The sequence below is a fragment of the Mycobacterium sp. NGS51 genome, from assembly GCF_059812525.1.
Genome location: NZ_JCALCV010000015.1, coordinates 1 through 22,375, shown reverse-complemented (window position 1 = coordinate 22,375; position 22,375 = coordinate 1). Strand labels below are relative to the sequence as shown.

Genomic DNA, 22,375 nt, shown 5'->3' with positions numbered 1-22,375 from the left:
CTTTTTGCGGTCGCCGAACACCAGTACAGCACTCGCGTCGTTTGATCCGACGCGTTTCAGCGCCGCCATTGGATCTCGGCGGTGCACGACGGCCAGCTAAGCCATCAGCTGGGCAGCGACGGTCGCGCCGAGGTTCCAGCACGCTTCAAGGTCGTCTTTGGTGGGCTTCCCCGAAACCACCACGGTCTCAGCGGCTTTTACCCAGCCGAGCCCTGTAGTGATGGAGTCGACACCACGTTCGGCTCCTTCGGTGCCTTGGTTGCCGTGCAGGTAAAGCCCATACGGTCGCCCACCGGTGGCGTCCAGGATCGGGTAGTAGCAGACGTCGAAGGCATGTTTGAGAGCGCCGCTCATGTATCCGAGGTTGGCGGGACTGCCCAACAGGTACCCGTCGGCCTCCAACATGTCGGTCGGTGAGACCGTGAGCGCGGGTCGCCGCACCACCTCGACGCCCTCGATCTCGGGATCGGTGGCGCCGGCCAGCACGGCCTCGAACATCTCCTGGCAATGCGGCGACGGCGTGTGGTGGACGATCAACAGCGTTGTGCTCATTGGCGCCCCTGCAGCTCGGCGGCCTTCTTCATGGCCTCCCGGGCGCGAGCGCGGTCACCTGCGTAGTCGTAGGCGCGGGCCAGGCGGTACCAGCGCCGCCAGTTGTCCGGATCATCGTGCAATTCCGTTCGGACCGCTTCGAATAGCGTGTCAGCGGCTTGCCGCTCGATGCGGCCGGACGGCCGCCGCGGTAGCGCGCTGACGTCGAGTTCCAGTCCGTCCTCGGCGATGAGCCGGGCCAGCTTCTGATGTGCGAACCCGGCGCGCAGGGTGGCGATCATCGCCCACAATCCGATGACGGGCAGGACCAACAGCGCCACTCCCAGGCCGATGGCGGCGGCGCGGCCGGAGCCGATCATCACGACAGCGGTGCGGGCCAGCAGTGCGAGGTAGACCAGCAGCGCCGCGCACATGAACGCGATCAACAGCTGGAGGCGCACGGCGTTGGTCATTGCACGTTCAGTAGCGATTCAATGCCGATGGTCAAACCCGGGCGTTCGGCGACGCGGCGGACCGCCAACAGTACGCCGGGCACAAACGAAGTGCGGTCGATGCTGTCGTGGCGGATCGTCAAAGTTTCTCCGGCGGTGCCGAACAACACCTCCTGGTGAGCGACCAGGCCGGCCAGCCGCACCGAATGCACTGGGACACCGTCGACGTCAGCGCCGCGCGCTCCGGGCAGGCCGCTGCTGGTGGCATCAGGATTGGGCGGCAAGTCTTTTCGTGCTTGCGCGATCAGCTCGGCGGTCCTCGCCGCAGTGCCCGACGGCGCATCGGCCTTGTGCGGGTGATGCAGTTCAATGATCTCGACTGAGTCATAGAACGGTGCGGCCTGCTTAGCGAAATGCATGCTCAACACCGCCCCGATCGCAAAGTTGGGCGCGACGATCGCCGCGGTCCCCGGTTTGGCGGCCAGCCACGACCGGACCTGTTGGAGTCGCTCGTCGGTGAAGCCGGTGGTGCCGACAACGGCGTGAATCCCGTTGTCTATCAAGAACTTCAGGTTGTCCATCACGACGTCAGGATGGGTGAAGTCGATAACGACCTCGGTTTGGCTGTCGGTCAGCAGGCTCAGCGGCTCGTCGGCGTCCACCTCGGCGGACAATGTCAGATCGTCGGCGCCGTGCACCGCCTGCACCATCGTCGCACCGACTTTGCCTTTGGCCCCCAGCACTCCTACTCGCATGATCTTCACACTAACCGGGTTGCATTTCGTGCGGAATGCGGTGCATGACATCCCCTAGCCTCGTCGGTCCGGCCACGGTTCCCGCGCTGTCGGCGGGCCGGACGCCGCTACCATCGCAGCATGGCCCGGGAACCGCTGAGCGTCGACCCGGAGCGGTTGGCCGCTGCGGCCCAGCGATTGCTGGCTGCGGCTGAGGCGATCCCCCAATCCCCGGCCCCGTACACCTCTAGAGGTACAGATCCGCTCTCGGCGGCCATCGCTGCCCAGGCATCCAAAGTGGACGCCCCGGTGACGGAAGGCCTACCCGCTCTCCAAAATGAGGCGAGTAAAAATGCCCCCAATGTGGCGAGCGCGGCCAGTGCCTACGAACGCACCGACCAGCAGCTCGGCGACGAAATCAACAAGCGCACGTTTCCCGGCCCAGACCGCTCCGAGAATAAGCACAACGCCCGGGTCCAACTTGTTGACTGGAAACAAGGGCCAACCCCGACACCTAGCCCCGGTCATACACACCAAGATGCACGCAACGCGATCAAGGGACTGCCTAAAGGCACCAAGCCAAACTTTTTAGAGATCCGCAGTGGGGAGGATCTGCGTAGCTTTTGGAACTGGCTTACCCAGGGCGCGCCAGATAGCACGGGTACCGGCTACCCGGGAACGGAGCGCGTGCTATCCGACGGCACCATAGTTGGCATACGCGAAAGCGAAAAGTTCGGACCGACGATGGAGATCCGCTCTCCCAACAAGGATTACTTCAAGGTTCACGTCAATCCGGCTAGAGGCGGCGTGCCGAACATCCCGTCGGGAGGGCCGGGGCCGTCGTCTGGCGGGGCCGCACCCGGGCCCCGTGCGCCGAGTGGGTCACCGCCTGCTGGCCGTGCGCCCATTGAGCTGCAGCCAGGACAGGTACCGGCCCGTGGCGGCGGCGGCGCGATGCCCTACGACCCGAACGAGTGGTTGGCCCCAGGTCCCCATCCGGTCCCGCCGCCGCACACCCATCACGGACCGCCACGGCTAGGCGAAACCCCGTCAGAAATCTTTGAGGACGAGCCATGAGCACAGGAGCAGATAACGATGGACAAGGTATCGGGCAAATGAACACCGCACGCGAGAAAGTACGCGCGGAACTGCTCACTGACGGCCTTGCTGATTATGTCGACCTTGGTGCCGTTGATTCCCAAGTCACGCGGCACAATCCGCAGGCGTCAGTGTCCGAGGTTCAGAACGAAACCTTGGAGGCGATTCGCTCGTTGGTGAAAGACGGTCTGTTTCAACTAGGAGGTCTATCGGCCGAGGGCGGGCGTTTCGTTGCCTGGGATGGGCCACTTGATGAGTTGATACAGCGGGTCTCCAACGTGTATGTAACCCACTATGACGATCCGCCTGCGTGGGTTTGGGTCATTTGGATGGAACTCACCGACGAGGGCGAGCGGGCAGCGCGAGCACTTGAAGAGAACGCCAAAGATCCGCTCACCTAAATCATGAGCGGCCCTCAGGCCATAAGAAAACGCGAGCCCGTTCGGTGCGACCATGACGGCGCACCGTGCCCGCACACCGTTCGAGAAGCGGGCACCGGCCGCATAGCAGTCAGCGGTTTTATTCAACCGTGATCCCGAACGGTTCTTCAACAAAGAGGACGACAACGCCTGACCTCGCCCCGTCACAGCGTGCAGGAGTTGGCGAACAGCAGCGCCGGCCAGGAGATGATCGATGCCATGAGCGCGATCAACCCGTCAGTGCCCTGCTCGACCTGCGCCTGGCGCAGTCCCTCGCCGTAGGTGCCGGCGACGATTGCGCCCACGATCAGATAGGGGATCGCGCACAACAGCGCGACCTCGACGAGCGCCCCGATGCTGATCGGGTAGTGCATCAGCCGGCGCACCAGGGTGAGCATCCGGGACTCACGCCAAGCAGCCGGTGAAGCCGAGCACCGGCCACAACAGGATCGACCCGAGCACCGACGCTGTCAGGTCGAACCCCTGCAGCTGCTCGAAATGAGCGCTGTGCGTACTGGCCCAGGCAATGCCGATCGCCAGGTACGGCACAGCCAAGAGCATTGCGACGCAGACGAGTTCGACGAAGGTGAGCTGAAAGTCCATGACCCGCTCGACCATGGTGAGCACATCTACCCCTTCCCGCCGAGGGCAAAGATAGCCAATATGTTAACGGTGATTCCGTCGCGGCGGGAGATACTGCGTTAACCGGTTTCCGCGCGCGCTTTGAGGCGCTGCAGCGTCAGCCGGATGTGATCGGCGTTGACCGACGCGCGGTCGCTGACGCCGGTGGCCAGCCCGGCAACTTTGCGAAACCATCCTGGCCGGCGGTCCCAGGTGCTCTCGGTGACGTGGCAGCCCCCGTCGACCGCGGTGAAGTCGTAACACCACCGCGCTACCGGGATGACAGTCGAACGCACATCGAATGCAAATCGCCGGCCCGGCTCGGCGTCGGTCACCGTGCAGGTGGTGCTCCAGCGGCGGTTGCCGCTCTGGTTGCGGCCGGTGAACACGGCACCCGGGCGCACCGCGTCACCTTTACGCCACCGCATCGCGACAGTCTCCTCAGCCATCGACGCCAACGTCGCCAGATCGGTGACAAGCGCATATACCGCGTCGGCGTCGGCGTTGATGTGCACACTGGCCGTGGCCGACGGCGGGCCGGATTCGCTCATCCGGCGATGATAGCTCCGCTCAGCTGCTCATCTGATCATCCGGCGGCGAGGGACGCGACGATATCCGCGGCCGGCCCGGGGCGGGCCGAGGCGAAAGCCGTTCCCGCCCAGAGGTTTGTCCCGTGCGGATCATCGGCGGCGACCGCTGCCTTGCGAATCGGCGATGTCATGTGGTTGACCTCGGGATAGCCCAGCGGCGCAACGTCGTCGAGCAGCCGAGTGAAATCGTTCTCCAAGCCGCGCGCATACCGCCCGGAAAACGCGCGCGTCACCAACGTCTTGGCGAACTGGGGGTTCTGCAGCGCGGTGCGATGGGCGCTGTTGGTCCCGGCTTCGTCGGACAGCAGCAACGCGGTCCCGACTTGAGCGGCCACCGCTCCCCTCTGCAGAACCCTGGCGACATCCTCGGCGCCGCCCAGGCCGCCCGCGGCGATGAGCGGGACGTGGTGGGCGGCGCTGATGCGGCCCAACAGTTCGTCCAGCGACTCACGGCCGGGCTGCATGTCCGGCGCGAACGTGCCACGGTGACCGCCGGCGTCCGGGCCCTGCACCACCAAACCATCCGCTCCTGCGGCAATGGCGACGCCTGCCTCGTAGGCTGACGTCACCGTGATCAGCAGCACGATGCCCAGCGCACCGAACCACCGCAGGACATCGGGCGGCGGGGCGCCGAAGGTGAACGACACCACCTCGGGCCGTACGTCGGCCACGACTTCGAGCTTGCGCTGCCAGTTGTCGTCGTCGCCGAACCGGGGCCGGCCCACCTCGACCTCGTAGTGCTCGGCCAGTTCGTCGAGTTGGTCCGCGTAGTGGTCCAGCTGCACATAGTCGGCGGCGCTGGGTTGCGGAACAAACAGGTTGACACCGATGGGACCGCTGGTCGCCGCGCGGGCGGCTGCGATGTCGTCGGCGAACCGCTCCGGGCTCAGGTAGCCCGCGGCGACGAACCCCATGCCGCCCGCATTCGACACCGCCGCAGCCAGCGCCGGTGTGCCGGGACCGCCGGCCATCGGCGCACCGACCACTGGCACCTCGAGATCCCAGAAGCCCAGTACCATGGCGCTACCGTACTATTGCCCGAAGCTGCTGTGGCAGAGATCGTTTCGACTTGTGCGGACCGAGAACAGCCGCGCCGTGGGGTTTGTTCAGCAACCTGCGGGCCACCGCATTGACCTCGTCGAGGGTGACTTTGTCCAGCTCGTGCAGCGTTCGTTCGATGCTGCGGTGCTCGCCGAAGTTCAGCTCGCTGCGCCCGATGCGGTTCATCCGTGAGCCGGAATCCTCCAAGCCCAGCACCAGCCCGCCGCGCAGTGAACCTTTGGCGATCCGGCACTCGGATTCGGTGATGCCGTCGCGTGCCACGGCATCGAGCACGTCGGTGGTCACCCGCACCACTTCGCCGAAACGTTCCGGCAAGCAGGCGGCATACACCGACAGCGCACCGCTGTCGGCGAAGATGTCCAGCGACGAATAGACCGAGTACGCCAGGCCGCGGGATTCACGGATCTGTTGGAACAAACGGGAACTCAGGCCGCCGCCCAGCGCGGTGTTCAGCACCGACAGGGCCCAGCGATGCTCCCAGTGCCGGCCCGGTGCGCGCACTCCCAGACAGAGATGGGTTTGTTCGGCCTCCCGGTTAGTCACCGCCAACCGGGGCCGCCCGACGACCCGTCCGGTGCCCTTGCGCGGCGCCACCGGACGTCGTCCCCGCACCAGGCGCGGCCCGAAATGCTCTCGCACCAGCGCCACCACGTCGTCGTGGTCGACGTTGCCGGCCACCGCGACCACCATCCGCTCGGGTGTGTAGCGCCGCGCGTGAAACGACCGCAGCTGGGATTGCGTCATCGCCGACACCGATTGGGCGGTGCCGATCACCGGCCGCCCGACCGGGTGATCGCCGAACATCGCATCCAGGAACAGATCTCCGAGCGCGTCTTCGGGATCGTCGTCGCGCATCGCGATCTCTTCCAGGACCACGTCGCGTTCCAGCTCGACGTCGTCGGCCAGGCAGCGTCCGTTGAGCACCACGTCAGCGACCAGGTCGACGGCCAGCGCCAGGTCACTGTCGAGCACATGGGCGTAGTAGCAGGTGTGTTCCTTGGCGGTGAAGGCGTTGAGCTCACCGCCAACGGCGTCCATCGCCTGCGCGATCTGGACCGCGGTGCGTGTCGGCGTCGACTTGAACAGCAGATGCTCGAGGAAGTGCGCGGCTCCGGCCACCGTGGCGCCCTCGTCGCGCGAACCGACGCCCACCCAGACACCGACCGACGCCGAACGCACCGCCGGCAGGTACTCGGTGACCACGCGCAGCCCACCGGGCAACGTGCTACGGCGCAGCGCAGCCGACGGTTCGGCCTTGTGCCGGCCGCGTCGCAGCGCGCCCGTCTTAACTGCTGGCGGTCGCGGCATCGGCTGTCGCGGCCCCCGAATCGCCAGTCGCCGCAGCAGGGTCGGGGGCGGGACTGGCCGCGGCTTCTTCGTCCACCGGCACCAGCGAGATCTTGCCGCGCTTGTCGATGTCGGCGATCTCTACCCGCAGCTTGTCGCCGACGTGGACCACGTCCTCGACCTTGGCGATCCGCTTGCCCCTGCCGAGCTTGGAGATGTGTACCAGCCCGTCACGTCCGGGCAGCAGCGACACGAAAGCGCCGAAATCGGTGGTCTTGACCACGGTTCCGAGGAACCGCTCGCCGATCTTGGGCAGCTGCGGGTTGGCGATCGCGTTGATCTTGTCGATGGCGGCCTGCGCCGACGGGCCATCGGTGGCGCCGACGAACACGGTGCCGTCGTCCTCGATGGAGATCTGCGCGCCGGTCTCCTCGGTGATCGAGTTGATCATCTTGCCCTTCGGCCCGATCACCTCGCCGATCTTGTCCACCGGCACCTTGATCGTGGTGACCCGCGGCGCATACGGGCTCATCTCGTCGGGGGCGTCGATGGCCTCGGCCATCACCTCCAGGATGGTCAGCCGCGCGTCACGGGCCTGCGACAGCGCACCGGCGAGCACCTGCGACGGAATCCCGTCGAGCTTGGTGTCCAGCTGCAACGCGGTGACGAAGTCCTTGGTGCCGGCGACCTTGAAGTCCATGTCGCCGAACGCATCTTCGGCACCGAGGATGTCGGTCAGCGCCACGAACCGACGCTCAGTAGTAGTGCCAGTCGCCGCCTCCACTTCCACATCGTCGGACACCAGGCCCATCGCGATGCCTGCCACCGGCGCCTTGAGCGGCACACCGGCGTTGAGCAGCGCCAGCGTCGAGGCGCAGACCGAACCCATCGACGTGGAACCGTTGGAGCCCAACGCTTCGGACACCTGCCGGATGGCGTAGGGGAACTCCTCGATGCTGGGCAGTACCGGCACCAGCGCCCGCTCGGCCAGCGCGCCATGGCCGATCTCGCGCCGCTTGGGCGAGCCGACCCGGCCGGTCTCCCCGGTCGAATACGGCGGGAAGTTGTAGTGGTGCATGTAGCGTTTGGAGGTTTCCGGTCCCAGCGAGTCGATCTGCTGGGCCATTTTGACCATGTCCAGCGTGGTCACTCCGAGAATCTGGGTCTCGCCGCGCTCGAACAACGCGCTGCCGTGCGCGCGGGGCACCACGGCCACTTCAGCTGAGAGCGCGCGGATGTCGGTGATGCCGCGGCCGTCGATGCGGAAGTGGTCGGTCAGGATGCGCTGGCGCACCAGCTTTTTGGTCAGCGCACGGAAGGCTGCGCTCACTTCTTTCTCGCGGCCCGCGTAGGTGTCGGCGAGTCGCTCGAGCACCTCGGTCTTGATTTCGTCGGTGCGGTCGTTGCGTTCCGTCTTGCCCGAGATGGTCAACGCTTTCGACAGCTCGTCGGTGGCCACCGAGGACACCGAGTAGTAGACGTCGTCGCCGTAGTCGGGGAACACCGGGTAGTCGGCGGTCGGCCTGGCGGCCGCCTCGGCAAGCTCCTGCTGCGCGGCACACAACGCGGCGATGAACGGCTTAGCTGCCTCCAGCCCCTCGGCCACAACTGTTTCCGTCGGCGCTTGCGCGCCGCCGTCGATCAGTTCGATGACGTTCTCGGTGGCCTCGGCCTCGACCATCATGATCGCCACATCACCGTCATCGAGCGTCCGGCCGGCCAGCACCATGTCGAACACCGCCCGCTCGAGTTGCTCGACGGTCGGGAAAGCCACCCAGGTGCCGTCGATGAGTGCCACCCGCGCCGCACCGACCGGGCCGGAGAACGGCAGCCCGGCCAACTGGGTAGAGGCCGACGCGGCGTTGATCGCCACCACGTCGTACAGATCGTTGGGGTCCAGGCTCATCACCGTCACCACAACCTGGACCTCGTTGCGCAGGCCGTCGACGAACGACGGGCGCAGCGGGCGGTCGGTGAGCCGGCAAGTCAGGATCGCGTCGGTGGACGGCCGGCCCTCCCGCCGGAAGAACGAGCCGGGGATGCGGCCCGCGGCATACATCCGCTCCTCGACATCGACCGTCAGCGGGAAGAAGTCGAAGTGCTCCTTCGGCGCCTTGCTGGCGGTGGTCGCCGAAAGCAGCATGGTCTCGTCGTCGAGGTAGGCGACGACGGCGCCGGCGGCCTGCTGGGCCAGCCGGCCGGTCTCGAACCGGATGGTGCGGGTGCCGAAGCTCCCGTTGTCGATGGTGGCGGTGGATTCGAACACGCCTTGTTCAATTTCAGCTACAGACATGGAGTCCGTGCGGCCTCTCTGGGTTCATTTTCAGCTGTTTTGCGCGGTCACGCGCAACCCGAGAGAACCTGCCTGGATACGGCTACGGCCGTCGATCGAAGCGGCCGGACAGCTCATCCGGCAGCCACTACCGAAGACCGCCCGATACAGACGTGGCCCTTCTGCGTTCGCGGTCGCGCTGTGACGCGCTGGGACGGTGCGCGCGGATCGCGCGAACCGCACCTGCCCGGGCCGATCTGGCCCAGAACGACCTCACTCTACACGCCGACCTGGCGATTCCTAAGCCCGACGGCGGTCGCGAAGTTCAGGCGACATCCTCCACGCAGACCGTGAACCGCTGATCGGCATACGCGTAGCCCACGCCGCTGGCGCACTGATCGACGCTGACCGGGTCCCGGAGATCGGTGAGGATCTGGGTGGCGCGTTGGCGATGCGGTGCTGATTTGTCGTCGCAGTCGACGCGGACCGGGTCGGCGTTGTGCTCCGGGTCCACGCTCATACAACCGCCGACCACCCAGTCGATATTGAGGCACGCGGTGTTGGTCGAGTCGCTGAATGCGTTCCGCATCGAATACGAGGAGTCGACGTCGTCCGGGCACTGATCGCGGTCGGCGACAGTGGCCGCAACCTTGAAGTTCGACGTGGGGCTACCGCAGGCGACCTTGCTGGCCTCCGGCCGGTCGGCGGTGCCGCCCAGCTTGAGGCAATCCCCCACTTTGAGGTCCGCGGCGTTGGTCGCAGACGACGAGCAACCGGTCAGTCCGGCGAGGACGGCGACTGCTGCGATCGCGGCCGCGGCAAGCGCGCGCATCGCGACGGCGAATCAGCGACGCAGGCCCAGGCGCTCGATGAGCGAGCGGTATCGCGCCACATCGATCTGGGCCACATATTTGAGCAGACGCCGCCGCCGTCCCACCAGCAACAGCAACCCCCGACGTGAGTGGTGGTCGTGCTTGTGCACCTTGAGATGCTCGGTCAGGTCCGCGATCCGCCTGGTCAGCAGCGCGACCTGCGCCTCCGGCGAACCGGTGTCGGTCTCATGCAGGCCGTAGGAGCCCAGGATTTCTTTTTTCTGCTCGGCTGTCAGCGCCACGAAAATATCTCCATCAATTGGTCCGCGATCATCGAAATCTGGGGCGCGGCCGCCGCGAACTGCAGCACGCGCCATGTCGCCGGGAAGTTTAGCAGCGGGCCCCGCGCGGGCCCCAAACCGCAGCTCAGCCCGCCGACAGCAGGGCCCGCGCCCGGTCGGTGTCAGTACCCATCGCCGCGACGAGGTCCTCCACCGCGGCGAACTTCTCCTGCCCGCGGATCCGCGCAACGAAGTCCAGCGCCACGTGCTGGCCGTACAGGTCGGCGGTGGTGTCCAGGACAAACGCCTCGACGGTGCGGGTGCGGCCGGAGAAGGTCGGGTTGGTGCCCACCGACACGGCGGCCTGGTAGCGCTCGCCCGGGACGACGGTGCCCGTCACCGGCCCGTGCCCCAGCACGGTGAACCATGCGGCATACACGCCGTCGGCCGGGATCGCGGAGTACATCGGCGGCGCCACGTTCGCGGTGGGAAAGCCCAGCGCCTTGCCCCGCCCGTCGCCGCGGACCACCACACCCTCGACACGATGCGCACGGCCGAGCGCTTCGGCGGCGGCCACCACGTCACCGGCGTCTACGCAGGAGCGGATATAGGTCGAGGAGAACGTCACGGTCTCGGCGTTGTGGTGTTCGGTGACCAGCGACATCGATTCCACCGCGAAGCCGAACCGCTCGCCGGCCCGTCGCAGGATGTCGACGGTGCCGGCGGCTTTTTTGCCGAAGGTGAAGTTCTCGCCCACGACGACCTCGACCACGTGCAGGCGCTCGACCAGTAGCTCGTGGATGTAGCGGTCCGGCGTCAGCTTCATGAAATCGGTGGTGAATGGCATCACCAGAAATACGTCGACTCCGAACTCCTCGGCGAGCTCGGCGCGCCGGGTCAGCGTCGTCAGCTGCGCGGGATGGCTACCGGGGAACACGACTTCCATCGGGTGCGGGTCGAAGGTCATCAGCACCGTCGGCACGCCACGGGCCCGGCCGGATTTCACCGCATGCGAGATCAGCTCAGCGTGGCCGCGATGCACCCCGTCGAACACCCCGATGGTGAGCACGCATCTGCCCCAGTCCGTGGGTATCTCGTCCTGCCCGCGCCACCGTTGCACAACCGCAAGCGTACGGCGCGAGGCGGTCTCTGACCGCGCCAGAGTCCCAGATCAGGTGAGCATTGCTTAAACTTCCGGTGTGCGACCTGACGACGAGCCTGGCGAGCTCACAGCGGTTGCCCAGGACTATCTGAAGATCATCTGGAACGCCCAGGAGTGGTCTCGGGAGAAGATCAGCACCAAGATGCTGGCCGAAAAGCTGGGTGTATCGGCCAGTACCGCCTCGGAGTCCATCCGCAAGCTCGCCGAGCAAGGCCTTGTCGACCACGAGAAGTACGGCGCTGTCACGCTCACCGATTCCGGCCGCCGTGCGGCGCTGGCCATGGTGCGCCGGCACCGACTGTTGGAGACGTTTCTGGTCAACGAGCTCGGCTACAGCTGGGATGAGGTGCACGACGAGGCTGAGGTGCTCGAGCACGCCGTCTCCGACCAACTGGTGGCCCGTATCGACGCCAAACTGGGGTTCCCACAGCGCGACCCGCATGGTGATCCGATCCCTGCCACCGACGGGCAAGTACCGACCCCGCCCGCCCGTCAGCTGTGGGCCTGCGGCGACGGGGAAGCCGGGACGGTGGCGCGCATCTCCGATGCCGACCCGGAGATGCTGCGCTACTTCGACAGCATCGGTATCAGCCTTGATTCGCGGCTGCGGGTGCTGACCCGCCGGGAGTTCGCCGGGATGATCTCGGTCGCGGTCGAGTCCGGTGACAGCGCACCGACCACCGTGGACCTGGGCAGCCCGGCCGCCCGGGCGATCTGGGTGGTGGCTTAGGGGCGAGCAGACGCAAAAGCCGCCAACACGTGTCTTTGGGGGCTTTTGCGTCTGCTCGCGCGGGTCAGCGCTCGGCCCGCTGGTAGGCGGTGACGACGGCGGCGCCACCCAAGCCGATGTTGTGTTGTAGTGCCGCGCTGACGTTGTCGACTTGGCGCTTGTCGGCGGTGCCGCGCAGCTGCCAGGTCAATTCGGCGCACTGCGCCAAACCCGTCGCGCCCAGCGGGTGGCCTTTGGAGATCAGGCCGCCGGACGGGTTGACCACCCAGCGTCCGCCATAGGTGGTGTCGCCGTTGTCGATCAGCTTGGGCGCCTCGCCCTCGCCGCACAGGCCCAACGCCTCGTAGAGCAGCAGCTCGTTGGCCGAGAAGCAGTCGTGCAGCTCGATGACCTGGAAGTCTTCCGGGCCAAGCCCGGACTGTTGATAAACCTGTTGTGCGGCTTGCACATTCATGTCGTAGCCGATGAGCGCTTTGGCGGTGCCGTCGAAGGTGGAGCCGAAGTCGGTGGTCATCGCCTGGCCGACGATCTCCGTCGCCTGGCCGGCCAAATCGTGTCGGTCGACGAACGACTCGCTGGCCAGAATCGCTGCACCGGAGCCGTCCGAGGTTGGCGAACACTGCAGTTTGGTCAGCGGATCAGAAATCATCCGCGCCGCCAGGATGTCGTCCAGCGTGTAGGACTCCTGGAACTGCGCGAACGGGTTGTTGACGGAGTGTTTGTGGTTCTTGTAGCCGATCTTGGCGAAATGCTCTGCGGTGCTGCCGTATTGGCGCATGTGCTCGCGGCCGGCTGCGCCGAACATCCACGGCGCGACGGGCATCGCGAACTCGTCGATCTCGGCCATCGCCTTGACGTGCCTGCCCATCGGCGATTCACGGTCCTGGGCACCACCGCTCAGCGAACCGGGTTGCATTTTCTCGAAGCCGAGCGCGATGGCGCAGTCGGCAAGGCCGCCCCGGATCGCCTGCGCGGCAAGGTACAAGGCGGTCGACCCGGTGGAGCAGTTGTTGTTCACGTTGACGATCGGTATTCCGGTCATACCCAGCTCATAGAGCGCTCGCTGCCCCGACGTCGAATCGCCGGCGACATAACCGACGTAGCCCTGCTGGACTTCGTGATAGCGGATGCCGGCGTCGGCCAGCGCGTTGGTTCCCGACTCGCGCGCCATGTCGGGGTAGTCCCAGCCTTCGCGTCGTCCCGGCTTTTCGAATTTCGTCATGCCGACCCCGACGACGTACACCTTGTTTGTCATTGCCACAGCGTACGGTTTTCCGGGTGCGTAACTGCAAGCGGTCGGCATCTCAGCCCACCCACCGGCATATCTCAGATCGTGCCCGGCTCTTGCCGATAGGCGCTAATGACCGCAGGATCGGGGTCGAGGCCCAGTCCGGGCCCCTGCGGGACCGAAACCTGTCCCCGGTTCGCAGACAGCGCCTCGCCGTAGATTGATGCTTCCAGATCGAATCGGCGCCACTCGATCATCGCATCGGCACCACCGAGCGCCGCAGTCACATGGATCGCCGCAAGCAACCCCGGACCATCGTAGAAGGAGTGCGTCATCACCGGGATGTTGCGGGCAGCCGCCAGCGGAAACACCTTGCACAGTTCGGTGATTCCGCCCATCTTGGCGGGACTCGGCTGAACGAAGTCGACCGCCTGCGCGGCGAGCATCCGTTCGAACTCCATGAGCGTGGCGACGTTCTCCCCGGATGAAATCGGGGTTCCGCGCAGTCTCCGCAGCTCGGCGAGACCGTCGAAATTCTCCGGTGGCCAGAGCGGCTCCTCAAGGAATTTCAGCCCGGCCGTCGTCAGCTTGTCGAGCGCGGCACGTGCTTGGGTCAACGTCCAGGCACAGCCGACATCGGCAATCAACTCGACACCAGGGCCGACTTCCGCGCGGGCTGCCAGGATCGCCGCCAAGTCCGACTCGTGCAGTTTGATCGCTTGAAAGCCGGCGTCCAGGGCTTGCCGAACCACAGCGCGGACCAGGGTCGGCTCGTCATAGCAGGCCAAGCTCGCATAGCAGGGCAACGCAGGCGCGCCGCCACCGAGAAGTTCAGATATCGGTGCGTTAGCGCGTTTGCCGGCGATATCCCACAATGCGATGTCCACCGCCGAGAGTCCATAGGTCACCGGTCCCCCGCGGCCTAAGACGTGCAACTTTTTCTGCACCGCCAACATCAGGGGTCCGATGCGTGTGGCGTCCTGACCGATGCACAACGGCGCGATCAGTTCATCGACGGCGAGCCGGGCCGAATCCACTGCGCCGTAACCGAAAGCTTCGCCCCAGCCTTCCATTCCGTCCCGGGTCGTCACCTTGACGAGCAGTGCATGAGCAGCAGACAACTTCTCGCCCCACAGCGACGCGCCTGGGGTGCTGCCTGCGCGAAGTGGGATACGCAACGGGACGGTCTCGATTTTCGCGATCACGGCGGCGGTCATGTCGCAATCATGCCGGTGGCGGACAACGGGCTACAGCGTCGCGGGCCGGATGACGACTACTGACTTCGTCCTCGGGCCGTCGTCGCGCAGCAGTGCGATCACCCGGCCGTCGTCGGCAGCCGCGGCGTAGACGCCGTCGAAACCGGCAGGTGTCAGGGGCCGCCCATTGGCGGCCGCCTCGGCCTCCTCGGCGCTGAGCTCTCGCCGCGGAAACATCAGCAGGCACGCCTGGTCGAGGTCCAGACTCAGCTGCGGCTGCTCGGCCAGTTCATCGAGGGTATGGGCCTGATCCAGCCCGAACCGCCCGACCCGGGTGCGCCGCAGTGCAATCAAATGCCCGCCCACGCCCAGCGTCGCTCCGAGATCGCGGGCCAGCGCACGGATGTAGGTCCCCGACGAGCAGTCCACCTCGACATCGAGATCGATCAGCTCACCGGTGCGGCGCGCGGCCAGCATGTCGAAGCGGTCGATGCGCACCGGCCGGGCAGCCAATTCGACGGCCCGGCCTTCGCGAACCAGCCGGTAGGCGCGCCGGCCATCGATTTTGACCGCGCTGACCGCCGACGGCACCTGCATGGCGTCGCCGCGCAGCTGCCCGATGGCCGTCGCGATCGCGTCGTCGGTCAGGTGTTGTGCGGAAACCGCATGCAGCAGTTCCCCTTCCGCGTCCTCAGTGGACGTTGATTGGCCCAGGCGAATGGTGGCGGTATAGGACTTTGACGTCGCTGTCAGCAGCCCGAGGATCTTGGTCGCGCGGTCGACACCGATCGCCAGCACGCCGGTGGCCATCGGGTCCAGCGTCCCGGCATGCCCGACTCTTCGGGTCGCGTAAATCCGCCGGCAGCGTGCGACCACGTCGTGGCTGGTCATGCCGGCCGGTTTGTCGACGACGACGATGCCCGGCCCGGTGCTCATAACACGATGGCCGTGAGCACCAACCCACGGTCAACCGACCACCGTCCCCGCAGCGCCGTCAGCGGCGGGCCGGACAGCGCGGCCCCGTCGATCAGAATTTTGGAGACGAACTCGCCGGCCATTCCGTTCATCGGGTCGACGTCGAACACGATGTGAGCGTCTTCGAAACCAAGCCACCGTTTGGTCAGCGGAAACCACGCTTTGTAGGTGGCTTCTTTGGCGCAGAACAGGATCCGGTCCCAATGCAGGCCGTCCGGCATGGCCGCGATTTCATGGCGCTCCTCGGACAGCGCGATCGACCCGAGCACCCCGTCGGGCAGCACGTCGTGCGGTTCGGCGTCGATGCCCACCGAGCGCACCGCCGAACTGCGGGCAACCACCGCTCCGCGGAACCCCGCACAGTGGGTCAGACTGCCCACCACGCTGCCGGGCCAGCAGGGCTCGCCCTTGTCCCCCTTGAGAATCGGTGCCGGTGGAAACCCGAGCTCGCCCAGCGCGACCCGGGCGCAGTGCCGAACGGTGGTGAATTCGTTGCGCCGCTTGACTACTGACCGCGCGATCAACGGCTCCTCTTCGGGCATCGGTGTGAGGCCGGGCGGGTCGGCGTAGAGCTCGGCCGACGCGAGGTCCCCGGCGTCGTCGGGCAGCACCGACGACAACAGCGTTCCCGTCATCGCGACTGCCGCTGGCGGACTCGTTCCCGGAACTTCTCGGCCTGCTCACGCATCTCGGGGGTGATGACGAAATGACCGCCGAAATCGTTGAGATAGCCCGGCGCGTACTGCGGATCGGGCAGCACTTGACGCAGCCAGCTGTAGGGCTTGCGGCGTCGCCATTCCCGCGGGTAGCCGACCGACACCTCCTCGAAGCGCACCCCGTCGTACCAGGTGGTGCGCGGAATGTGCAGATGACCGTAGACCGAACACACGGCGTTGTAACGGGTGTGCCAGTCGGCGGTCTCGGTGGTGCCGCACCACAGCGAGAACTCCGGGTAGAACAGCGCATCGCAGGGGTCGCGCACCAGCGGGAAATGGTTGACCAGCACCGTCGGCGTCATCCAGTCGAGCTCGTCGAGGCGCCTGCGGGTGCTGGCCAGCCGATCGCGACACCAGGCGTCCCGGGTGCCGTACGGCTCGCACGACAGCAGGAACTCGTCGGTGGCCACCACATTGCGCTGCCGCGCGATGGCCAGCCCTTCGGCCTTGCTGGTCGCGCCCTCCGGCAGGAAGGTGTAGTCGTAGAGCAGGAACATCGGCACGATCGTGGCGGGCCCGCCCCGCTCCGTCCAGACCGGGAACGGATGCTCCGGGGTGACGATGCCCATCTCGTCGCACATGTGGACCAGGTAGTCGTAGCGGGCGCGGCCGAAGACCTGCACCGGGTCCTTGCCGGTGGTCCACAGCTCATGATTGCCGGGCACCCAGATCACCTTGGCGAACCGTCGCCGCAGCAGATCCAGCGACCAGCGAATATCGTCGGTGCGCTCGCCGACGTCGCCGGCAACGATCAACCAATCCTCGGGCGACGACGGGTGCAGTGATTCGGTGACCGGCTTGTTGCCCTGATGGCCGGTGTGCAGGTCAGAAACAGCCCACAACGTGGGTTGCGTCGCGCCCTGCCGAGTTGCCACGACTCACCAGCCTAACCACCGGCCGGCACACCGGACTAGAACAGGTTCTCGTTTCTGCTATCGGCACACTGTCGCGACTTGTACACTCCCACGCAATAGCCAGCGGATCGGAAGGGGTGTCGTGGTCGCCAAAGTGCGCCTGATCGCCGCGCTGGGTGCGTTGGTGATGGCCGTCGTCGTGGTTTGGCAGAGTGCACCCCCACCGGGCGCCGCTAACGAAACGGTGCAGCTGCGCTCCACCGGAATGCCGATGTCGCCGGCCAGCACGATGAAAAGCCCGATCATCGCGACCACCGACCCCAGCCCCTTCGACCCGTGCAACGACGTTCCGTTCGATGTCGTCCAGCGGCTCGGCCTGTCGTTCACCCCGCCGGAGCCCCAAGAGGGGCTGCGCTGTCAATACGACGCCGGCAACTACCAGCTGGCCGTCGAACCGATCATCTGGCGCAACTATGACCAGACGTTGCCCGCCGACGCGCTCGAGACCACCGTCAACGGCCACCGCGTCGCGCAGTACTGGATCTTGAAGCCGACGTATCACAACAGCTACTGGTTCGCCTCCTGCATGGTGGCGTTCAAGACCAGTTACGGGTTGATCCAGCAGGCGCTGTTCTACTCCACGGTCTATTCCGATCCCGACGTGGACTGCCCGTCCACCAACCTGCAACGGGCCAACGAGCTTTCCCCCTACTACGTCTTCTAAAGCCGCCGACGCAGGTGCCGCTCCGGATTAGCCGATGAGTATCGTCGATGACTGGCAACGCGGCGGCACCGAAATCCGTTGGCGGTCGTCGACGGCTGCCAACAGCGGAGCCGACGTCACGGTCTTCGCCCGCCGCTGCGGCACGCCGGGGGCCCCGGCGCTGGTGTGTGTTCACGGGTTTCCGACATCCAGCATCGACTACTACGCGTTGACGCGGGAACTGGGCGCCGAGTTCGAGATCTTCCTGCTGGACTTCCCCGGCTACGGATTCTCCGACAAGCCGCCCGCCCCACACGTGTATTCGCTCTACGACGATGCCCGCCTGCTGGTCCACGCGATCGCCGACGTGTGGGAACTGAAGCGCTACGCGATGCTCACCCATGACCGGGGCACCAGCGTCGGCATGATTGCGCTGGAGATGATCACCGCCGCACCGCAGCCGATCCCACCCGCCGAAGTCATCTTGACCAACGCCAACATCTATCTGCCGCTGGCCAATCTCACCGCATTCCAAAAGGCGCTGCTCGACCCTGCGACCGCGCGCGACACAGCGCGCGCCACTACACCGGAGATGCTGGCCGCCGGCATGGGAGCGACGACATTCATGCCGCGACGAACCCTGGATGATCCCGAAATCAGCGCGTTGGCACAATGTTTCGCGTACAACGACGGCATCGCCGTGCTCCCCGACACGATTCAATACCTGCATGAGCGCGCTGCCGACGAAACCAATTGGCTGACAGCGCTGTCCCGCAATGACGTCAACACCAGTCTGGTCTGGGGCTGCCACGACAACGTGGCCCCGCTGCGAGTGGCGAACTTCGTCTGGCAGAGGTTTCTCAAAGACAAGCCCGGACGTAACCGCTACTGGATCGTGCCGGCCGCAGACCACTACCTGCAGTGCGACACGGCACCGCAGCTGGCCGACATCATTCGGAGCACGGTAGGCGGTGCGGAAATGCCCCTGCAGACCTTGGGTAACCGGCCCGACGGCGCAGTGCTGGTCGACCAGACGTCGTCATTCGACGGTCTCGCGGACACGGGCGGCGACCTGGCGTAGCGCGGTCTCGTCGTACACCGGTTCAGCCAATGTCGGGGTCAGCGGGACATGCACCCAACTGGTGCAGCCCGCGTACTCCGGGGTGCGCGCCAGTTGGAGCGGCTTCGCCAACGGGATCGCCTGCACGACCAGTACCGTCAGGCGATGCTTGGGCCGGAAGTCCAGCCGATCCGCCCGCACTGACTCGGCGGTCCAGATATGCAGATCCTCGATCGCACCGAGTTCGTCGGGCCGGTTGACCGCCAGCGCGGCAACAACTTTCGCCGCTGCCCGAACGATTACCCGGTCGTCGGTACTGTCCGCGGTCGCGGGCGCGAGCAGATCTTCGTGTTCAGGGCGGACCCGCTGTGCGTGACTGTGCGCGACCGTCGGGAACAAGACGAACTCGGGAGCGGTGACGTCGAAGCGCTTTTCGTGAATCCCGCCCTTGCGCAACAACACCTGCTGCCGCCCGTCCAGCAACGCGTGCACGACCGCGCTCCACTCCTTGAGCGCGGGCATCGTCGCGGTTTGGGTCATCGCGCCGCCAGCCGGGCAACCACTTCGGGTCGGCGCAGCGGCGGGACGCTTTTGGGAGGCTGGCGCCGCGCAGGCAGCGCGTCGAGCAGTTGGGCCGTCGCGGTGGCGACCTGCGCGACCGCCGCCTCGAACGCCTCGGCGTTGGCGAACGACGGCCGCGCGATGCCGCTGACTTTGCGGACGTATTGGCGCGCCGCGGCTTCGATCTCGACGGCCGTGGCCGGCGGTTCGAGGCCGCGCAGTTCGGTGATGTTCCGGCACATACCCCTCACGATAGGTGCGCCGGCACTGGCTACGGTGATGCGATGACCGACATCTTGCTGATCGACACCGACGAGCGGGTCCGCGTCCTGACGTTGAACCGTCCCGAATCCCGCAATGCGCTGTCGACGGCGCTGCGGGACCGATTCTTCGCCGCCCTGGCCCAGGCCGAGGCCGACGACGCCGTCGACGTCGTGATCGTCACCGGGGCCGACCCGGTGTTCTGCGCGGGACTGGACCTCAAAGAGCTGGGCGGGCAGTCGGCGCTGCCGGATATTTCGCCGCGCTGGCCGGCGATGAGCAAGCCGGTGATCGGCGCGATCAATGGCGCGGCCGTGACCGGCGGGCTGGAGTTGGCGCTGTATTGCGACATTCTGATCGCGTCAGAACATGCCCGATTCGCCGATACTCACGCCCGGGTGGGTCTGCTGCCCACCTGGGGGTTGAGTGTGCGGCTACCGCAGAAGGTGGGTGTCGGCCTGGCCCGGCGGATGAGCCTGACCGGTGATTACCTGTCCGCATCCGACGCGCTGCGCGCCGGGCTGGTCACCGAGGTGGTTGCCCACGATGAGCTGCTCACCGCCGCCCGGCAGGTAGCGGCCTCGATCGCGGGCAACAACCAGAACGCGGTGCGGGCCTTGCTGGCGTCCTACCACCGCATTGACGAGTCGCAGACTGCCGCCGGGTTGTGGCTGGAAGCGAGCGCGGCCAAGCAGTGGATGAGCACCGCGACCGGCGACGACATCGCCGGCAACCGGGAGGCGGTGCTGCAGCGGGGCCGTGCGCAGGTGCGCTGAGCAAAGCATGACGCCCGATCCGCCCTACCCGGCGGGTGACTGGCCGCTCGGCGACGAAATTTGTCGGATCACTTTGCACGGATTGCCGGCGGCGAACACGTTCGCCGGCACGTCCTTGATGACGACGCTGCCGGCTCCAATGACCGAGTTGTCGCCGATGGTCACTCCGGGGCAGACGATAACGCCGGTAGCAATCCACACGTTGTTGGCGATCACCACGGGTGACGCCGACTCCCAGCCTTGCCGTCGTACATCGTGATCCTCGACGGGATGCAGCGCCGTGACAAGCTGCGTGCGTGGACCGATCGACACGTCGTCGCCGATGGTGATCGGTGCGCAATCCAGCATGATGGCGTCGTAGTTGATGAAGCTGTTTGCCCCGATGCTTATCTGTGTCCCGTAGTCGCACTGAAACCGCGGCAGTATCGTCGCCCCTTCGCCCAGCGAAGCAAATAACTTCGTCAGCAGCTGTTGGCGTCGCTCGTCGTCGTCGGCCTGCGTCGCGTTGAACGCGTCGAGTAGGCGCTGACACGCCCTGCGGCTCGCGACGAGTTCGGGGTCGTTGGCGTAGTAGAGGGCGCCGCTGAGCATCCGCTCGCGCTGACTGGTCACGCCCACCGATCCTACGGCCAGGCGGATGCCGGTTTGCCGCTCAACGGGTTTCGGCTCAACTCCCCGTCACCGCCCAGCGACCCGACAACGCGCGCCATCCCACGAAGAGCAGCCGCAGCGCCATGAACATGGTCAGTCCCGACCAAATTCCGGCCAGGCCCCAGGCGAAGACCAGCGATAGCCAGACCAGCGGCAGGAATCCAACCAGCGCGCTGAGCACCGTCGCGGTACGCATGAAGGCGGCGTCGCCGGCACCCAACAACACCCCGTCGAGCGCGAAAACGATTCCGGCGACTGGTAATTGGGCAACCAAAAACCACCACGGCACAGCGATCGCAGCCAGCACCGAATGGTCGTCGGTGAACAGGTGAGGCAGCACCGCAGCCCCGGCCGCGAACGCCACGGCCAGAGCTCCGGCAGCGACCGTCGAGAACACCGTGACCCGCAGGGCCACCGATTTGGCATGCTCGACGCGGTTGGCCCCGAGCGCCGCGCCCACCAGTGCCTGTGCCGCGATCGCCAGCGAATCCAGGACAAGCGCCAGAAACGTCCACAACTGCAGTACCACCTGGTGGGCACCCAGCGCCGCGGCGCCGAACCGCGCCGCCACGGCGGCGGCCGACACGAAACAGGCCTGAAAAGCCAGGGTGCGCACCATCAAATCGCGGCCCATCACCAGCTGCGCTCGCAGTACGGCGCGGTCGAGCCCCAGCGGTATCCGCTGGACCAGCAGCGCGCGGCCGAACAGCACTGCGGCCAGCCACTGGCCCACGAGGTTGGCCAGCGCCGAACCGGCCAGCCCCATGCGCGGCAGTCCCAGCCAGCCGTACACCAGCAATGGGCACAGCAGCGCCGACAGCCCGAAACCGACGACCACGTAGCGCAGCGGCCGCACGGTGTTCTGGACCCCGCGCAGCCACCCGTTGCCAGCCAGCGAGATGAGGATCGCCGGGGCGCCCAAGATCGCGATCCGCAGCCATGGCAGTGCGGCATCGGCGATGTCGCTGCCGGATGCGATCACCGAGACCAGCGGCACCGCTGCGGCCTGCACGACCACGACGATCAGCGCGCCCAGACCCAGCGCCAGCCAGGTCGCCTGCACACCCTCGGCCACTGCCGAGGCGCGGTCGCCGGCACCGAAATAGCGGGCCGAACGTGCCGTCGTGCCATAGGACAGAAACGTCAGGTCGGAGCCGACGAGAGCGAGGATCAGCCCCCCGATGGCCAGTCCGGCCAGGCTCAGCGCACCCAGCCGGCCGACGACCGCGGTGTCGAACAACAGGTAGAGCGGCTCGGCCGCAAGCACACCGAGCGCCGGTAGTGCCAAGCCGGCAATCTGCCGTGAACCGGCAGCGGGCCTGTCGGGCATGGTCACCATCTTG

At 66.4% G+C, this 22,375-nt stretch carries 27 protein-coding genes; 6 read left to right on the top strand and 21 right to left on the bottom strand.

Annotated features, from left to right (window positions below):
- Positions 1–96: 96 nt before the first annotated feature.
- The 3 genes from AC5Y5W_RS17920 to dapB are packed head-to-tail and all read right to left on the bottom strand — an operon-like array spanning position 97 to position 1,738.
- A complete protein-coding gene (locus AC5Y5W_RS17920; RefSeq protein WP_500022420.1) occupies positions 97–552 on the bottom strand; it encodes a flavodoxin family protein in 456 nt (151 codons plus the stop codon).
- A complete protein-coding gene (locus AC5Y5W_RS17915; protein ID WP_500022419.1) occupies positions 549–1,004 on the bottom strand; it encodes a hypothetical protein in 456 nt (151 codons plus the stop codon). Before AC5Y5W_RS17915 ends, AC5Y5W_RS17920 begins: the two co-directional genes overlap by 4 nt.
- On the bottom strand, positions 1,001–1,738 hold the full coding sequence (gene dapB, locus AC5Y5W_RS17910) for a 4-hydroxy-tetrahydrodipicolinate reductase (RefSeq protein ID WP_500022418.1): 738 nt from the start codon (positions 1,736–1,738) through the stop codon (positions 1,001–1,003). The genes AC5Y5W_RS17915 and dapB overlap by 4 nt, the downstream gene beginning before the upstream one ends.
- 120 nt (positions 1,739–1,858) lie before the next feature.
- On the opposite strand from dapB, the gene AC5Y5W_RS17905 reads away from it, so the two are divergent.
- Together AC5Y5W_RS17905 and AC5Y5W_RS17900 are read left to right on the top strand one after the other, a co-directional pair.
- A complete protein-coding gene (locus AC5Y5W_RS17905) occupies positions 1,859–2,794 on the top strand; it encodes a hypothetical protein (protein WP_500022417.1) in 936 nt (311 codons plus the stop codon).
- Positions 2,791–3,216 (top strand): hypothetical protein, encoded by a 426-nt coding sequence (locus tag AC5Y5W_RS17900; RefSeq protein WP_500022416.1) that lies wholly within the window; start codon positions 2,791–2,793, stop codon positions 3,214–3,216. Before AC5Y5W_RS17905 ends, AC5Y5W_RS17900 begins: the two co-directional genes overlap by 4 nt.
- A 182-nt stretch (positions 3,217–3,398) precedes the next feature.
- Here AC5Y5W_RS17900 and AC5Y5W_RS17895 read toward each other — a convergent pair whose 3' ends face one another.
- From AC5Y5W_RS17895 to AC5Y5W_RS17855, 9 genes are all read right to left on the bottom strand, one after another.
- Entirely contained in the window at positions 3,399–3,632 is a 234-nt protein-coding gene (locus AC5Y5W_RS17895; RefSeq protein ID WP_500022415.1) for a hypothetical protein, read from the bottom strand.
- Between the two features lie 7 nt (positions 3,633–3,639).
- On the bottom strand, positions 3,640–3,852 hold the full coding sequence (locus AC5Y5W_RS17890) for a hypothetical protein (RefSeq protein ID WP_500022433.1): 213 nt from the start codon (positions 3,850–3,852) through the stop codon (positions 3,640–3,642).
- 83 nt (positions 3,853–3,935) lie between these two features.
- On the bottom strand, positions 3,936–4,406 hold the full coding sequence (locus AC5Y5W_RS17885; protein WP_500022414.1) for an SRPBCC family protein: 471 nt from the start codon (positions 4,404–4,406) through the stop codon (positions 3,936–3,938).
- Positions 4,407–4,441: 35 nt separating this feature from the next.
- Positions 4,442–5,464: a nitronate monooxygenase gene (locus AC5Y5W_RS17880; protein ID WP_500022413.1), complete on the bottom strand. Its 1,023-nt coding sequence runs from the start codon at positions 5,462–5,464 to the stop codon at positions 4,442–4,444.
- A gap of 4 nt (positions 5,465–5,468) precedes the next feature.
- Positions 5,469–6,815, bottom strand: a complete 1,347-nt coding sequence (locus tag AC5Y5W_RS17875) for a M16 family metallopeptidase (RefSeq protein ID WP_500009249.1) — start codon at positions 6,813–6,815, stop codon at positions 5,469–5,471.
- Entirely contained in the window at positions 6,793–9,087 is a 2,295-nt protein-coding gene (locus tag AC5Y5W_RS17870; protein WP_500022412.1) for a polyribonucleotide nucleotidyltransferase, read from the bottom strand. The genes AC5Y5W_RS17875 and AC5Y5W_RS17870 overlap by 23 nt, the downstream gene beginning before the upstream one ends.
- A 304-nt stretch (positions 9,088–9,391) precedes the next feature.
- Entirely contained in the window at positions 9,392–9,898 is a 507-nt protein-coding gene (lppU, locus tag AC5Y5W_RS17865; protein WP_499885716.1) for an LppU family putative lipoprotein, read from the bottom strand.
- A 12-nt stretch (positions 9,899–9,910) separates the two neighbouring features.
- Entirely contained in the window at positions 9,911–10,180 is a 270-nt protein-coding gene (gene rpsO / locus AC5Y5W_RS17860; protein ID WP_065016389.1) for a 30S ribosomal protein S15, read from the bottom strand.
- Positions 10,181–10,304: 124 nt separating this feature from the next.
- On the bottom strand, positions 10,305–11,279 hold the full coding sequence (locus AC5Y5W_RS17855; RefSeq protein ID WP_500022411.1) for a bifunctional riboflavin kinase/FAD synthetase: 975 nt from the start codon (positions 11,277–11,279) through the stop codon (positions 10,305–10,307).
- A gap of 79 nt (positions 11,280–11,358) precedes the next feature.
- On the opposite strand from AC5Y5W_RS17855, the gene mntR reads away from it, so the two are divergent.
- Entirely contained in the window at positions 11,359–12,051 is a 693-nt protein-coding gene (mntR, locus tag AC5Y5W_RS17850; RefSeq protein WP_500022410.1) for a manganese-binding transcriptional regulator MntR, read from the top strand.
- A 64-nt stretch (positions 12,052–12,115) separates the two neighbouring features.
- Here mntR and AC5Y5W_RS17845 read toward each other — a convergent pair whose 3' ends face one another.
- The 5 genes from AC5Y5W_RS17845 to pptH all read right to left on the bottom strand — a co-directional run bounded on the left by AC5Y5W_RS17845 (position 12,116) and on the right by pptH (position 17,041).
- Positions 12,116–13,306 carry a lipid-transfer protein gene (locus AC5Y5W_RS17845; RefSeq protein WP_500022409.1) on the bottom strand — a complete coding sequence of 397 codons (1,191 nt, stop codon included), beginning with the start codon at positions 13,304–13,306 and terminating at the stop codon, positions 12,116–12,118.
- Positions 13,307–13,377: 71 nt separating this feature from the next.
- On the bottom strand, positions 13,378–14,496 hold the full coding sequence (locus tag AC5Y5W_RS17840) for a mandelate racemase/muconate lactonizing enzyme family protein (RefSeq protein ID WP_500022408.1): 1,119 nt from the start codon (positions 14,494–14,496) through the stop codon (positions 13,378–13,380).
- A gap of 30 nt (positions 14,497–14,526) precedes the next feature.
- A complete protein-coding gene (gene truB, locus AC5Y5W_RS17835; protein WP_500022407.1) occupies positions 14,527–15,411 on the bottom strand; it encodes a tRNA pseudouridine(55) synthase TruB in 885 nt (294 codons plus the stop codon).
- Positions 15,408–16,085: a 4'-phosphopantetheinyl transferase PptT gene (gene pptT / locus AC5Y5W_RS17830; RefSeq protein ID WP_500022406.1), complete on the bottom strand. Its 678-nt coding sequence runs from the start codon at positions 16,083–16,085 to the stop codon at positions 15,408–15,410. Before pptT ends, truB begins: the two co-directional genes overlap by 4 nt.
- Entirely contained in the window at positions 16,082–17,041 is a 960-nt protein-coding gene (gene pptH / locus AC5Y5W_RS17825) for an ACP phosphodiesterase PptH (protein ID WP_500022405.1), read from the bottom strand. The genes pptT and pptH overlap by 4 nt, the downstream gene beginning before the upstream one ends.
- Before the next feature lie 166 nt (positions 17,042–17,207).
- Between pptH and AC5Y5W_RS17820 the strand changes: the two genes are divergently transcribed.
- Positions 17,208–17,744 carry a DUF3558 domain-containing protein gene (locus AC5Y5W_RS17820; RefSeq protein WP_499886326.1) on the top strand — a complete coding sequence of 179 codons (537 nt, stop codon included), beginning with the start codon at positions 17,208–17,210 and terminating at the stop codon, positions 17,742–17,744.
- 34 nt (positions 17,745–17,778) lie between these two features.
- Positions 17,779–18,804, top strand: coding sequence for an alpha/beta fold hydrolase (locus AC5Y5W_RS17815; protein WP_500022404.1), 1,026 nt, complete (start codon positions 17,779–17,781; stop codon positions 18,802–18,804).
- Here the strand turns inward: AC5Y5W_RS17815 and AC5Y5W_RS17810 are convergent.
- Together AC5Y5W_RS17810 and AC5Y5W_RS17805 are read right to left on the bottom strand one after the other, a co-directional pair.
- Positions 18,763–19,323: a DUF1802 family protein gene (locus AC5Y5W_RS17810; RefSeq protein WP_500022403.1), complete on the bottom strand. Its 561-nt coding sequence runs from the start codon at positions 19,321–19,323 to the stop codon at positions 18,763–18,765. The two genes, AC5Y5W_RS17815 and AC5Y5W_RS17810, sit on opposite strands and share 42 nt — an antisense overlap.
- Positions 19,320–19,586, bottom strand: coding sequence for a DUF2277 domain-containing protein (locus tag AC5Y5W_RS17805; protein WP_500022402.1), 267 nt, complete (start codon positions 19,584–19,586; stop codon positions 19,320–19,322). Before AC5Y5W_RS17805 ends, AC5Y5W_RS17810 begins: the two co-directional genes overlap by 4 nt.
- Before the next feature lie 42 nt (positions 19,587–19,628).
- Between AC5Y5W_RS17805 and AC5Y5W_RS17800 the strand changes: the two genes are divergently transcribed.
- A complete protein-coding gene (locus tag AC5Y5W_RS17800; protein WP_500022401.1) occupies positions 19,629–20,381 on the top strand; it encodes an enoyl-CoA hydratase in 753 nt (250 codons plus the stop codon).
- A 24-nt stretch (positions 20,382–20,405) separates the two neighbouring features.
- Here the strand turns inward: AC5Y5W_RS17800 and AC5Y5W_RS17795 are convergent, their stop codons facing one another.
- On the bottom strand, positions 20,406–20,993 hold the full coding sequence (locus AC5Y5W_RS17795; RefSeq protein ID WP_500022400.1) for a sugar O-acetyltransferase: 588 nt from the start codon (positions 20,991–20,993) through the stop codon (positions 20,406–20,408).
- Positions 20,994–21,048: 55 nt separating this feature from the next.
- Positions 21,049–22,362, bottom strand: coding sequence for an MATE family efflux transporter (locus AC5Y5W_RS17790; protein ID WP_500022432.1), 1,314 nt, complete (start codon positions 22,360–22,362; stop codon positions 21,049–21,051).
- Positions 22,363–22,375 lie beyond the last annotated feature (13 nt).

What these genes read in the sequence shown, in the direction of transcription:
- AC5Y5W_RS17890 (WP_500022433.1), bottom strand. Translation starts at nt 3,852, where the DNA reads ATGGTCGAGCGGGTCATGGACTTTCAGCTCACCTTCGTCGAACTCGTC.
- AC5Y5W_RS17895 (WP_500022415.1), bottom strand. Translation starts at nt 3,632, where the DNA reads ATGCTCACCCTGGTGCGCCGGCTGATGCACTACCCGATCAGCATCGGG.
- AC5Y5W_RS17805 (WP_500022402.1), bottom strand. Translation starts at nt 19,586, where the DNA reads ATGTGCCGGAACATCACCGAACTGCGCGGCCTCGAACCGCCGGCCACG.
- lppU (WP_499885716.1), bottom strand. Translation starts at nt 9,898, where the DNA reads ATGCGCGCGCTTGCCGCGGCCGCGATCGCAGCAGTCGCCGTCCTCGCC.
- AC5Y5W_RS17810 (WP_500022403.1), bottom strand. Translation starts at nt 19,323, where the DNA reads ATGACCCAAACCGCGACGATGCCCGCGCTCAAGGAGTGGAGCGCGGTC.
- AC5Y5W_RS17870 (WP_500022412.1), bottom strand. Translation starts at nt 9,087, where the DNA reads ATGTCTGTAGCTGAAATTGAACAAGGCGTGTTCGAATCCACCGCCACC.
- pptT (WP_500022406.1), bottom strand. Translation starts at nt 16,085, where the DNA reads ATGACGGGAACGCTGTTGTCGTCGGTGCTGCCCGACGACGCCGGGGAC.
- AC5Y5W_RS17915 (WP_500022419.1), bottom strand. Translation starts at nt 1,004, where the DNA reads ATGACCAACGCCGTGCGCCTCCAGCTGTTGATCGCGTTCATGTGCGCG.
- AC5Y5W_RS17875 (WP_500009249.1), bottom strand. Translation starts at nt 6,815, where the DNA reads ATGCCGCGACCGCCAGCAGTTAAGACGGGCGCGCTGCGACGCGGCCGG.
- AC5Y5W_RS17920 (WP_500022420.1), bottom strand. Translation starts at nt 552, where the DNA reads ATGAGCACAACGCTGTTGATCGTCCACCACACGCCGTCGCCGCATTGC.
- AC5Y5W_RS17815 (WP_500022404.1), top strand. Translation starts at nt 17,779, where the DNA reads ATGAGTATCGTCGATGACTGGCAACGCGGCGGCACCGAAATCCGTTGG.
- AC5Y5W_RS17790 (WP_500022432.1), bottom strand. Translation starts at nt 22,362, where the DNA reads ATGCCCGACAGGCCCGCTGCCGGTTCACGGCAGATTGCCGGCTTGGCA.
- AC5Y5W_RS17845 (WP_500022409.1), bottom strand. Translation starts at nt 13,306, where the DNA reads ATGACAAACAAGGTGTACGTCGTCGGGGTCGGCATGACGAAATTCGAA.
- AC5Y5W_RS17905 (WP_500022417.1), top strand. Translation starts at nt 1,859, where the DNA reads ATGGCCCGGGAACCGCTGAGCGTCGACCCGGAGCGGTTGGCCGCTGCG.
- AC5Y5W_RS17800 (WP_500022401.1), top strand. Translation starts at nt 19,629, where the DNA reads ATGACCGACATCTTGCTGATCGACACCGACGAGCGGGTCCGCGTCCTG.
- AC5Y5W_RS17820 (WP_499886326.1), top strand. Translation starts at nt 17,208, where the DNA reads ATGGCCGTCGTCGTGGTTTGGCAGAGTGCACCCCCACCGGGCGCCGCT.
- AC5Y5W_RS17840 (WP_500022408.1), bottom strand. Translation starts at nt 14,496, where the DNA reads ATGACCGCCGCCGTGATCGCGAAAATCGAGACCGTCCCGTTGCGTATC.
- AC5Y5W_RS17885 (WP_500022414.1), bottom strand. Translation starts at nt 4,406, where the DNA reads ATGAGCGAATCCGGCCCGCCGTCGGCCACGGCCAGTGTGCACATCAAC.
- truB (WP_500022407.1), bottom strand. Translation starts at nt 15,411, where the DNA reads ATGAGCACCGGGCCGGGCATCGTCGTCGTCGACAAACCGGCCGGCATG.
- AC5Y5W_RS17900 (WP_500022416.1), top strand. Translation starts at nt 2,791, where the DNA reads ATGAGCACAGGAGCAGATAACGATGGACAAGGTATCGGGCAAATGAAC.
- AC5Y5W_RS17880 (WP_500022413.1), bottom strand. Translation starts at nt 5,464, where the DNA reads ATGGTACTGGGCTTCTGGGATCTCGAGGTGCCAGTGGTCGGTGCGCCG.
- dapB (WP_500022418.1), bottom strand. Translation starts at nt 1,738, where the DNA reads ATGCGAGTAGGAGTGCTGGGGGCCAAAGGCAAAGTCGGTGCGACGATG.